This is a genomic window from Moorena sp. SIO3E8, from assembly GCF_010692445.1.
Classification (GTDB): Bacteria; Cyanobacteriota; Cyanobacteriia; order Cyanobacteriales; family Coleofasciculaceae; genus Moorena; species Moorena bouillonii.
Genome location: NZ_JAAHHM010000018.1, coordinates 97,440 through 109,265 on the forward strand (window position 1 = coordinate 97,440; position 11,826 = coordinate 109,265).

The 11,826-nt window shown below is 43.7% G+C and carries 6 protein-coding genes; 5 read left to right on the forward strand and 1 reads right to left on the reverse strand.

Annotation, left to right across the window (positions count from 1 at the left end):
• Window positions 1–457: 457 nt before the first annotated feature.
• Both F6K46_RS09880 and F6K46_RS09885 read left to right on the forward strand, forming a co-directional pair.
• Window positions 458–1,042 carry a helix-turn-helix transcriptional regulator gene (locus F6K46_RS09880; RefSeq protein ID WP_075901512.1) on the forward strand — a complete coding sequence of 195 codons (585 nt, stop codon included), beginning with the start codon at window positions 458–460 and terminating at the stop codon, window positions 1,040–1,042.
• Window positions 1,043–1,831: 789 nt separating this feature from the next.
• A complete protein-coding gene (locus F6K46_RS09885) occupies window positions 1,832–3,190 on the forward strand; it encodes a chloride channel protein (RefSeq protein WP_293051954.1) in 1,359 nt (452 codons plus the stop codon).
• Window positions 3,191–3,326: 136 nt separating this feature from the next.
• Here F6K46_RS09885 and F6K46_RS09890 read toward each other — a convergent pair whose 3' ends face one another.
• On the reverse strand, window positions 3,327–4,565 hold the full coding sequence (locus F6K46_RS09890; protein ID WP_075901508.1) for an RNA-guided endonuclease TnpB family protein: 1,239 nt from the start codon (window positions 4,563–4,565) through the stop codon (window positions 3,327–3,329).
• 324 nt (window positions 4,566–4,889) lie between these two features.
• Between F6K46_RS09890 and nrtS the strand changes: the two genes are divergently transcribed.
• The 3 genes from nrtS (at window position 4,890) to F6K46_RS09905 (ending at window position 11,699) form a co-directional block, all read left to right on the forward strand.
• On the forward strand, window positions 4,890–5,111 hold the full coding sequence (gene nrtS / locus F6K46_RS09895) for a nitrate/nitrite transporter NrtS (RefSeq protein ID WP_075901506.1): 222 nt from the start codon (window positions 4,890–4,892) through the stop codon (window positions 5,109–5,111).
• A 14-nt stretch (window positions 5,112–5,125) separates the two neighbouring features.
• Window positions 5,126–5,935 (forward strand): aminotransferase class IV, encoded by an 810-nt coding sequence (locus tag F6K46_RS09900; RefSeq protein WP_293051950.1) that lies wholly within the window; start codon window positions 5,126–5,128, stop codon window positions 5,933–5,935.
• A 523-nt stretch (window positions 5,936–6,458) separates the two neighbouring features.
• Window positions 6,459–11,699 carry a PAS domain S-box protein gene (locus F6K46_RS09905; RefSeq protein WP_293051947.1) on the forward strand — a complete coding sequence of 1,747 codons (5,241 nt, stop codon included), beginning with the start codon at window positions 6,459–6,461 and terminating at the stop codon, window positions 11,697–11,699.
• The last annotated feature ends 127 nt before the right edge of the window (window positions 11,700–11,826 follow it).

Genomic DNA, 11,826 nt, shown 5'->3' on the forward strand with positions numbered 1-11,826 from the left:
TTTTTGATACCATATTCCCTACTCCCGTCTTGATGCAATAGCGAGTGGGGTAAACCCCCGCAGGTCGGCGCTGCATCGCTACTCCCTACTCCCTACTCCCTTTTAGACTATAGCAATTTTAAGGGATTGAAACGTAAGACAAGTCAGTCCGACTTTGGGTAGATTCTTTCCCATCTTTCCCATCTTCCCCATCTTCCCCATCTCCATCTTCATAAATTATCCCGATGTTGTGCAAACCCCTTCAGGGGATAGGCTTGACTTCCGCCATATAGTTAAGTTTTGTTACAAAAATGCGATATTCTGCATAAACGTTAAGGCTTAATCCTGATAAGTATTAAGACCCTTAAAAATAGCAACTAACTACACTTTGCAGCACATGACCTAGCTCCCCCAAACTGAGCAGTGGGAAATCGCCTCCCCACAGACTATCCAACTTCTTTTAGAATAGGTCTACAAGATGAATACTATCACTAACTCTTTAGAAAGAGCCAATACTCAAGCACAACAGTTACATAAGGTTTTTTTACAAGGGATACTGGAAGGATTTATTGATGGCATTTTGATTCTGAGTACAAAAGGAAAGATACTTCATGCCAATGAATCTGCTCGCCTTCTGTTGGATCAACTCACACCAGAGAGTAAACAATCTAATTTGGTGCCTAAACAAATCTGGCGTATCTGCCAAGCTTTGAAATACAGTTTTAAGTCCTATCATTCTCAGGCAGTTATTATAGATTCTCATCTTACTACGAGTCAGTCAACTCCTGTTCGGATTCGAGTGCGATGGCTCAAATTAGAGTTATCTAAAGAGCCTTGTATTTTAGTTACTCTTGAAGACCAACATCAATCCATTCAAAATCTAGTGCTTGCAGAAGTTTACCACTATGGTTTAACTCCTCGTGAAGCAGAAGTCTGGTTACTGCGTCGAGTCAATTATTCCTATAAAGACATTGCCGCTAAGCTATTCATTACCCTCAGCACAGTGAAGAAGCACATGAAAAATATTCATGCTAAACGTAAGCTGACAGCCGTGAGCTTTTAGCTCACGCTACGCGAACAGCTGTCAGCTGTCAGCTTAAAATAAACCTCTAAGCGTGAGAATTTAATAGTTCGAGATTAATCATAATTGAAAGTCTGGGGAAAATCCCATCAGTAGAAGTAACTCACATGAAACGAATCCTTGCCTCTTTTCTTCAAAAACTGTTCCCGTAGCGCATTAGCTGAATGCTTACAGCTAAAAGCTTATGCCAGTGCTTTGCAGCTAGACCAATAATTTGAAGCGAGCAGTTCTGGACTAGCTGCTGCATCTGGCTTACCAATTAGAGGAGTTGCACTCGGAGGGTTTGTTGTAGTCTGTAGCAACACCCGCGACTCAGGCAAACTCTTGTCAGGCTTACCTCAAGCAATATTAGGTATTGAACCATCAGACTAGACGAGGGCAAAATTCCCCTAACCGATCACCCCTTATTTATTTAGGGTTTCCATTGTTAATGATAACTCAGTTTTCAACGTTATGAAAACTACTTTATGCAAAAAATAGTTTTAATTAATGCAAAATCAACATAAAAAAAAATTGATGTGAAAACAGGGCAAACCCATGTAAATTCTAAAAGCCTTACTCAGACAAAACGGCAAATATAATAAGCAAAATTACTTATTATATCAGTTTCATATCGAGTAAGGATTTCAAAATAAGAGGGATTGACACGGAATGTAAAAATAAATTTATTTTCATGTACTCCATACATAGTGACTCTATCTATTTATGTTATTTTTGTCCATGATGAAGCAATAACCAATTTTCGTAAAAAACAACTGGGTCAAGACAAGAATGACATCAGATACGGCTGAAGTGTTATCGGTAAATCAAAGGACTAATCAGACGGAAAAATCAGATCGGGACAATAAACAAGTCAAGCTAGCCTATACCCAACTAATCCTCTGCGCTACAGGGATTGGTATTGCTGGCGGATTAGTAGCAACTAGTTACTATTTTGTCCTAGAACAGTGTTTGCATTTGGTTTGGCATCGGTTACCGGAATTTCTAGAACCCTATTTCCCGACTTGGCTACCTTCTTGGAATTATGTGTGGATTGCCACTACCATTGGTGGGTTTTTCGTGGGCTTATCCCTCTACTTCTTGGGGTTACCCGGTGAAATGGCGTTGGTGATCGAAAAAGTTCACGATCCAGGCAGGATGGAGCCTCGTCAAACTCCTGGCATGATTGTCACCTCTCTAATTTCCATCACCGCTGGAGGGAGTGCTGGACCAGAAGCACCATTGGTACAGATTAATGGTAGCTTAGGTAGCTGGCTAGGAGTCAAGCTTAAACTAGCAATCAGCCATATCCGGATATTGACCTTCTGCGGGATGAGTGCTGCTCTTGGTGCCTTTTTTGGTGCGCCGATCGGGGGGGCATTGTTTGCCCTAGAAATTCCCCACCGCCGGAGTCTGGAATACTATGAAGCCATCGTACCAGCGATTGTCGCGTCAATTTTTAGCTTCTCTGTTTTCCGCTTTGGTACTGGCTTAGATGTGGGAGGAATTTACCGCTTTAACCTTTTTGATACGTTACCTACTCTGTCCTGGCTAAATTTAATTGAGGGTGGATTACTCGGGGTTGCTGGTGGATTAGCAGCTATCGTGTTTATCTATATCTTTCGCTTTACCAAGTCTTGGATTAAATCGATTGAACATCGGCACATTTTGCTAGCTACACTAGGCGGATTATCGATCGGGTTGATTGCTGTATTCTTTCCCCAAACCCTATTTTTTAGTGAGGAGCAAATTGAAACAGTGATTGAACAAGGTCCCACTTTGGGGGTAACCATGTTACTGGGGATTGCTTTGGCAAAAATGTTTGCGATCAGTTTTACCCTCCACGGTGGGTTTAGAGGCGGATTTATCTTTCCTCTATTTTTCATCGGTGCTAATCTAGGTTTAGCTATCTCCATCGCCTTACCCGGAATTCACCCCACCATTGCTATGCTTTGCCTGATGGCAGCGGTGAATGTTGCGGTCACCAAAACACCGGTCAGTAGTACCGTTATTCTTAGCGTTCTGTCTGATACCTCGATTCTTCCAATTATTGCTATTGCTAGCTTTGCCAGTTTCTTGTTAACTACTAATATTTCTTTGCTGAAAACTCAGCGATCGCGTAGTGAGGAGGGTCTCCCAGTAAGGGCTTAAGAGGGTGTATCTTTTTGTGGTAAATCTATAACTAAAGGAAGTGTGTGGAGGGTGGGGAGAGGGGGAGATAGGGAGGTGGGGAGATGGGGGAGATTTTTATTCAGGGTAATTGTCATCCGTTTTTTTTGTTGAGACGTTAGCTAATTGGTTGACACTCCCCGGTCATTAGACGCGGGGATTCTTCATTCATCGACTCGACTTGCTGAACCTGACCGGAATCAAGAACAGTAGAGGCCAAATCTCCTGAAGCGTTCGGATTAATAATCCAAGTTCCGACGTGCCCCGTCGTACTTATGGCTCTATTGCGGATGTTGATGGCGGCGTTGTGGTCTCTATCAAGTTCACATCCGCATTCACAGACATGAGTCCTAGTAGAAAGGGATTTCTTGACTACCTCACCACATTCAGAACAGTTTTGACTAGTATAGGCAGGATTTACTGCAACAGTTATCCTGTCAAATTTAGTTCCAAAATGTTCCAGCCATTTCCTGAATTGATACCAACCTGCGTCGTTAATAGACTTGGCGAGACAGTGATTTTTTACCAGATTTTTAACTCTTAAATCTTCGTAGGCGACCAGATCGTTAGATCGGATTACGCAACGTGCAAGTCTCTTTGCATGTTCTTGACGCTGCCTACTTATTTTAAGATGCTGTCTACTTAGCCTATTAACCGCTTTTTTGCGATTGGATGAGCCTTTCTTTTTCCGAGAAACCCGGCGCTGATAAAACTTTAAACGTTTCTCCCCTTTTCTGTAGAATCGGGGATTGGGTTCAGAATGACCATTGGAGTCTGTGTAGAACTCTTTGATTCCTACATCTAGGCCAACCATCTCGCCTGTGTGCTCTACTTCCTCTTTCACGTTAACTGCAACGCAGAATTGAACGTAGTACCCATCAGCTCGCTTGACTATCCGAACCCGATTAATTTGCTTCTTGTCGAAGCGCCACAACTCCCAGGTGCCTTTGAGCTTAAGCTTTCCAATCCCTTTTTTGTCTGTGAAGGTTATAGACTTTTTGTCAGGAGATAATTTCCATCCTGACTTCTTGTATTCGACAGACCGAGCAAGTTTTTGGAACCTTGGAAAACCCTTCTTGCCTGGGACTTTTTTCTGGCAATTATCGTAGAAGCGAACAATCGATGACCATGCCCTCTCAGACGCAGCCTGACGAGCAGTAGAGTTTAATTCATTGGCAAAAGGGAACTCTTTTGCCAGTATTTTTGAGTACCGACTAAGGTCGCTTTTCCCTGTCCCTTTATTATCTAGCCACAAACGGATGCAGCTATTTCGGATAAACTTAACAGTCCGGATAGCTTCGTCTATGGCTGAATATTGAGACTCTTGGCCTTTGGCTTTGAACTCTAGAATAATCACCGAATATCGACCTCCTTAACCTTGACCAACGGTCACGCTACGCGAACGGTTACGCTACGCAAAGGATATATTTTTATATAAACAATTTCTTATAAAAATGTCAAGTACTAGCCAAGATTTTTCTCACGGCGACTAAAGTCGCTGGGCACTTTCATCCCCGCTCTAAAGATACGGGGCTTTCAGTGTTGTAATTTCTAGTAATTAAGAGTCAACCGCCAAAAAAAAACATCAGTTAGGTAAAATTGTATCGTTAACAGCTTCCTAGATAGCTACAGGGTGAAACCTCTAAAAGATTTCTGTCTAAGTGTTGTTGATCGCGAATTGATGCCAACTGCGCTGAGGGTGGCTTTGGTGGTTGGCTCAGTTCTGTTTGTGATCAACCATGGTTCTGCTCTCCTACAAGGACAGATGAATCGAGAGCGATGGATTTCAGGGGGTTTAACCTATATAGTTCCCTACTTGGTCAACATTCATGGTCAGTATACCATCCGTTCTAGACAAACCGCTCGAAGAGGAAAAGCAGATTATAATCGCAATTCTGGTTAATTACTATAAGAGCGATGTCAAAACCTTGCTTCTGGTACAATGCCGAGCTAATTGAGGGCAACTCCCTGAGCCTGACCATTGATGAGCCAGGATTTATATATGGCGCTACAGTTTTTACTACCCTACGGGTTTACGATCAGTCATTAGATCACCCACTAACCCATTGGACTAATCATTGCCATCGCCTCCAATCGAGTCTACAAGCATTTGGTTGGCAACAGCCGGATTGGGAGCAATTGCGCCAAGGAGCACAATCACTGATCACCCTTTACCCAGTGCTGAGAATTACCCTATTCCCCGATGGACGAGAATTGATTATGGGTCGTCCTCTGCCAGCACATTTAGCCCAGTGGCAAGAACAGGGTATCACTGCTTGGGTAGCCGAGTCCCCCTCCGTAAAATTTCATCGCTGCTTACCTACTCACAAGACCGGGAATTACCTATCTCCATGGCTGGCGAAGCAAATGGCGCAAAATATGGGAGCACTCGAAGCGATTCTGGTAGATAATTACGGGAATTGGCTGGAAACTAGCACAGGTAACTTATGGGGATGGGGAGATGGTCAGTGGTGGACACCACCAGTGGAAGCTGGAATTTTACCAGGTGTGATGCGATCGCATTTAATTGAGTGGCTGACTTGCCAAAATCAGAGAGTTTGTGAGGAACCTTGGTCACCCGAGTTGGTAAGACAGTTGGATGCGATCGCATACACTAACTGCGTGGTGGAGGTTGTTCCCATTCACCGGGTCATTCAAGAAAATTCTGAACGAGTTTATGACCCACTACACCCAGTTTTACAAGACTTACGTCAGGTTCACTATTAACTTTTAAGTATTAACTATTAACTGTTAATTGACGAAAAAATTCGTACTCTGTTTATTGATCAGGGGTTGCCTGACATTAGCTGACAGCTTTTGAATCAAACAGGTAAGCATTGGTTTAATCTGATTTACGTCAGCATTAGGCTGACGGCTGACGGCTGACGGCTGACGGCTGACTGCTTACCAAAGTAGTTGTTTGTACGGTATACACCCAATGATGATTATCAAAAATTCAATTAGGTATGGATAAATCCACTTATCTTTACCTCTGTTGATAATTATTTGGTAGCTCAAAAAATCTATGCAATTACAATTACCGAGTTTTAAATTTGGTGCTTTCTGATTCAACCAATAGATTAGATTCGGTAAATTTCAGGATATAGCTATAGTAAAAATCCGTATTTATACGGTAAATTAATTCATCAAAATTGTGTAAATTCAAGACATATATTTATAATTACAAGACAATTTTCGTAAGAAATATATCAAAATGGCCCCTAGAGGGTCTGGGAGATAATATCTCGGTATGCCCTACTCAATGGTTTTGGTCTGGCTCAATTTTCTCATAGAAACTGTCCCAATTAGCGATACAGATAGAGCAATGAGTGGTCTCTATGACCTACAGTTAGTTGTTCTATGCATTGCTATCGCCTCGATTGTGACCTATACGGTGCTGATTCTAGCTAGACAAGTAAAAACCTCACAAAAGACTAACCGTAAAGGTTGGCTGATCGGTGGGGCAATGATCATGGGAATTGGGATCTGGTCAATACACTTTTTGGGAATGCTAGCATTCCGCTTCCCCACCCCTATCACTTATGATACGCCAATGGTACTGCTTTCTTACTGGGTAGCAGTGCTAATATCTGGTGCCGTACTCTATAGTGTCAGCCGCATCACCAACCTCAGACAGTTAATGGTGGGCAGTATGGTAATGGGATTAGCGATCGCATCGATACCCTACGTGCTCATCGCTGCCATGAGAATACCAGGGCTGATTCACTACAACCTCTTTTTTGTTGCCCTATCCGTTGTTATAGCCAGCTTGACATCATTTTTCATCTTGTGGCTATCCTTTGATGTGGGGGTAGGAACCGGAAAAGTCCTTCATGGGTGGAAGGTTTGCTGGGCAGTGATCCTGGGATTAGCCATTACCTCTGTACACTATACAACCATGATGGCAGCCAAGTTTCCCGTTAATCCACCATTAGACACTGGGTTTTCTGCGACATTAAATACTTCGGTAGTAACAAGCACCATAGGGATAACTAACCTAATCATCTTCAGCCTCACCTTACTTGCCTCAAATTACGAGCAGAAAACGAATAAAGCACTGCAAGCTCTTAGACAAGAAGCATTGCAAGAAAGCGAAAGGCTATTCCGGACAGTGATTCGAGAAATGCAGGTAGGGGTGTTGCTATTCGAGGCAAAAACTGAATTCATGCTCTTTAATCAGGCGGCTCTGGATATACTGGGCTTCAGCGAAAGTGAATTGTTGGATAAAAGTCCTTTTGGTTCAGATTGGACTATCATTCACGAAGACACCACTCCATTCCCCACTGAAAGTCGTCCTATCCAACAGGCAATTAGCACCCGTAAACTGGTAAGAAATGTGGTTATGGGTGTCCACAATCAAGCGACGAAAGATTGGGTATGGTTACTAGTGAATGCCGATCCCCAGGTGGGGGTGGATGGGTCAGTAGAGCAAGTCATTTGTACCTTTAGTGATATCACCAATCGTAAGCGAGCCGAGGAAGCACTGCAGCAAGCTGAAGCGAATTACCGCAGCATCTTTGAGAATTCAGTAGAGGGCATCTATCAGATTACACCGGATGGGCGCTTTATTAGTGCCAATCCAGCCTTAGCACGGATCTATGGCTATTCTTGCCCAGAAGAACTAGTAGAGTCAATCACGAACGTTTCAAAACAAATTTATGTGGACACTGAGGGTCGTAACGAGTTTACTGACTTGCTAGCGGAAAATGGCGCTGTATCATCCATTGAGGCTCAGGCTTACCGCAAAGATGGTAGTGTAATCTCGATTTTGGAAAATGTGCGCCCTGTCCGAGACACTAATGGAAATTTGCTCTACTACGAAGGCTCTGTTGAAGACATTACCGAACGCAAGCGAGTTGAACTGGCCTTGCTGGAGAGAGAGGAGCAGTATCGGTCAGTGGTGGAAAATGTGCAAGAGGTTATTTTCCAAACCGATGGGGTTGGGGTGTTGACTTTTCTCAATCCAACTTGGACAGAAATGACGGGATTTTCTATAGCAGATAGCATTGGTACTAACTTTATTGATTATCTCCATGCTGATGACCGTCAAACTAATATTGAATTGTTTCAATCCCTAATTACCCACAAACAGGAGTATTATCAGCAGGAACTAAGGTATCTTACCAAGGATGGCGGCTCGGGCTGGCTGGAAATTCATGCACAATTAACCCTAGATCCTGACAGTACTATCACAGGAACTTCTGGCACTATCCGAGATATTACAAATCGTAAATTAAGCGATTCACATCTGAAAGAAAGTGAGAAACAACTGCGTCAAGTGATTGATTTAGTGCCTCATTTCATTTACGCCAAGAACCGAGATGGAGAGTTTCTTCTAGCCAACAAAGCAGTTGCGGAAGCTTATGGTACAACAGTAGATGATTTACTATATCATCGGGACGAAGATTTTGCTCAATCATTCTTAAAATCCTTCGAGTTTAGAGAGGCGGATTTGCAGGTATTGGAGAGTGGAGAACCGACACACCTTCCAGAAGAGACGATCATCTATCCCGATGGAGAAAAGCGTATCATCCAAACTACCAAAATTCCCTTCTCCTTAGCAATTTCCCACATGCCAGCGGTATTAAGTGTATCGATTGATGTATCTGAGCAAAAGCAAGCCGAGCAAGCATTACACCAGCAACTGACTCGTGTGATGCTACTCAAACAGGTTACCCAAGAAATCCGCCAAAGTTTAAACACTAAACAAATTTTTCAGACCACCGCCACACAAATTGGTCAAGTGTTTCAGGTCAATCGTTGCACCATTCATACCTATGTTTCCCAACCCTATCCCCGCATTCCTACAGTGGCTGAGTATTTAGAAAAGGGTTATCTATCGATACTGGATTTAGAAATTCCGATTCTGGGGAATCCTCATTTAGAGCAGTTGTTAGTCCAAGACCGAGCCATCAGTTCCCCTAATGTTTACCAAGATCCCCTTCTGAAACCGATCCTCCCAATATGTCGGCAGATTGGAGTCAAATCCATGTTGGTAATTCGTACTTCCTATCAGGGGGAACCGAATGGTGTGATTGGAATACATCAGTGTGATGAATTTCGTCAGTGGAGTCTGGATGAAATTGAGTTACTCGAAGCCGTGGCTGACCAAGTAGGGATTGCTATTGCTCAGGCTCACCTGCTTGAGCAAGAAACCCGCCAACGAGAGCAATTGACTGAGCAAAATTTCGCCCTAGAGCAAGCTAGAAGAACTGCCGAAGCGGCCACTCAGGCAAAAAGCGAATTTCTAGCAACTATGAGCCATGAAATCCGCACTCCTATGAATGCTGTGATTGGCATGACAGGTTTGCTACTGGATACAGATCTAACGTCCCAGCAACGAAACTTTGTGGAAACGATCCGCAATAGTGGGGATAGTTTACTCACCATCATTAATGATATTTTGGATTTTTCCAAAATTGAGTCTGGAAAGCTGGAGTTAGAAGAACAACCGTTTAATTTGATCACTTGCATTGAGGAATCCTTAGACTTGTTGGCAGCAAAAGCAGCTGAGAAAAAATTGGAGTTAGCCTATCTATTCCATCCCAACACTCCACCCATGATTGTGGGAGATGTGACTCGGCTGCGCCAAATTCTAGTTAATTTGTTGGGGAATGCGATTAAATTCACCGATATCGGGGAAGTATTACTTTCTGTAACCGCCCGAGAAGTGAGCACAGGGGAATGGGTTGATGGCAAAGAAAAAGAACAAACCAATACTGCTAACTACTCCTACCCTTTGGCGTCTGGTCCTGACTACGGAAAACATTACTCTTTGAGTTTCCCTACTCTAGCCAATGGAAAGGACTACACTTTACAAGGAGGATTTGACCAGACGGGGTATATCAACGGGGTCAGGGGAGCTAACGGAATACAGAACAACACGAGAGACAACACGAGAGTATTTTCACCGCCTCACCCCCAGATTTCCTCCCGCAACCCTAACACCACCAGATTTTGTCCTGCTTCCACCCAATCTTCAATCTACGAAATCCAATTTGTGGTCAAGGATACTGGCATCGGCATTCCTGAGGATCGGATCGACCGCCTGTTCCAGTCTTTTTCTCAGGTGGATTCCTCCACATCTCGCCAATATGGAGGCACAGGTCTTGGTTTGGCCATTTGTCAACGGCTCACCACCATGATGGGTGGCAAGATTTGGGTAGAGAGTCAAGTTGGTCAAGGGTCTAAATTTTATTTCACTGTATTGGCTAAACAGCCTGATCCGCTCGAGGAACCTAACCTGCCAGTATCTCAGCCATTGTTAGAAGGAAAGCGGCTGCTGATTGTGGATGATAGTGCAACCAACCGTACGATTATCTCCGAGCAAGCCAAGTCTTGGGGTATGTTTACCCAGACAGCAGCATCAGGTAGAGAAGCTCTCGATTGGCTCAGTCAGGGGGATAAATTTGACATTGCCATTCTGGATGGGTTGATGCCTGAGATGGATGGTTTTACCCTAGCAACCAAAATCCGCCAGCAGTCTGAGGGTCAAGGATTGCCCTTGGTAATGCTGAGCTCAATGAGTCAATCAGATACAAAGCATCATCAGAGTCAGCTAGATATTGCAGCTGTCTTAAACAAGCCTATTAAGCAATCTCAGCTTTACGATGTTTTGACCCAGGTGATGAGCGGACAGCCGATCAAGATTAAGCGCACACCTGCTCAACACCTAAAACTTGACACTGAAATGGCGCAAAAGCATCCTTTGCGTATTTTGTTGGCTGAAGATAATATGGTTAACCAGCAGTTAGCCCTGCAACTGTTGAAACGGATGGGGTACCGGGCTGATGTGGCGGGGAATGGATTAGAAGTACTCCAAGCTCTTAGTCGTCAGCCCTATGACTTGGTTTTGATGGATGTCCAGATGCCGGAAATGGATGGCTTAACTGCGACGCAACAGATTTGTGAACAATGGCCAGCTCATTCACGCCCCTGGATTATTGCCATGACTGCTAATGCCATGGAAGGGGATCGAGAAATGTGCCTGAGTGCAGGAATGGATGATTACATTAGCAAGCCGATCCAGGTACCAGAGTTAGTCCGTGCCTTGAGTCAAGGTCGGCACCATCGTGAACCTCCCAACCAAGTACTAGCTGATCCAGCTGTTGACTTTTCGGTTTTGCAATCCTTGATCGACAGTATCGGAGAAGGGGGGGCGGAATGCTTGGTTGGTTTGATTGAAATTTACTTAAAAGATACTCCGAGGTTAGTAAAAAACATGGCTCAAGCAATTATTGAAGAAGATCCAAAAGCCATGGAAATTGCGGCTCACACATTAAAGTCTAGTAGCGCTACCCTAGGGGGGATAAATCTCTCCAAACTGTGTCAGGACTTGGAAAGTCTGGGGAGGTCGAAAACCATCACTGGAGCAGCGGAAATTTTTCCGCAGCTTGAGTCTGAATACCAACAAGTCAGAGCAGGACTGACCGAGAGTGCTAAGAAAATTCAACAACAATCCTTGAGCCCAGTGCTCACCCATAATGTATGATTTTAATGTATGATTTGGGTAGGGTTAGGGCAACCAGCAAACAAATCGTAATCGTAAACTATAGCAATTATCAGCAAATTGTGAGGAACATTCCTTAGTTTTTTAAGGCAAAAGGCAAAAGGCAAAA

Coding starts and splice junctions, on each gene's coding strand:
- F6K46_RS09905 (WP_293051947.1), top strand. CDS start 6,459: ATGCCCTACTCAATGGTTTTGGTCTGGCTCAATTTTCTCATAGAAACT.
- F6K46_RS09900 (WP_293051950.1), top strand. CDS start 5,126: ATGTCAAAACCTTGCTTCTGGTACAATGCCGAGCTAATTGAGGGCAAC.
- nrtS (WP_075901506.1), top strand. CDS start 4,890: ATGCCAACTGCGCTGAGGGTGGCTTTGGTGGTTGGCTCAGTTCTGTTT.
- F6K46_RS09880 (WP_075901512.1), top strand. CDS start 458: ATGAATACTATCACTAACTCTTTAGAAAGAGCCAATACTCAAGCACAA.
- F6K46_RS09885 (WP_293051954.1), top strand. CDS start 1,832: ATGACATCAGATACGGCTGAAGTGTTATCGGTAAATCAAAGGACTAAT.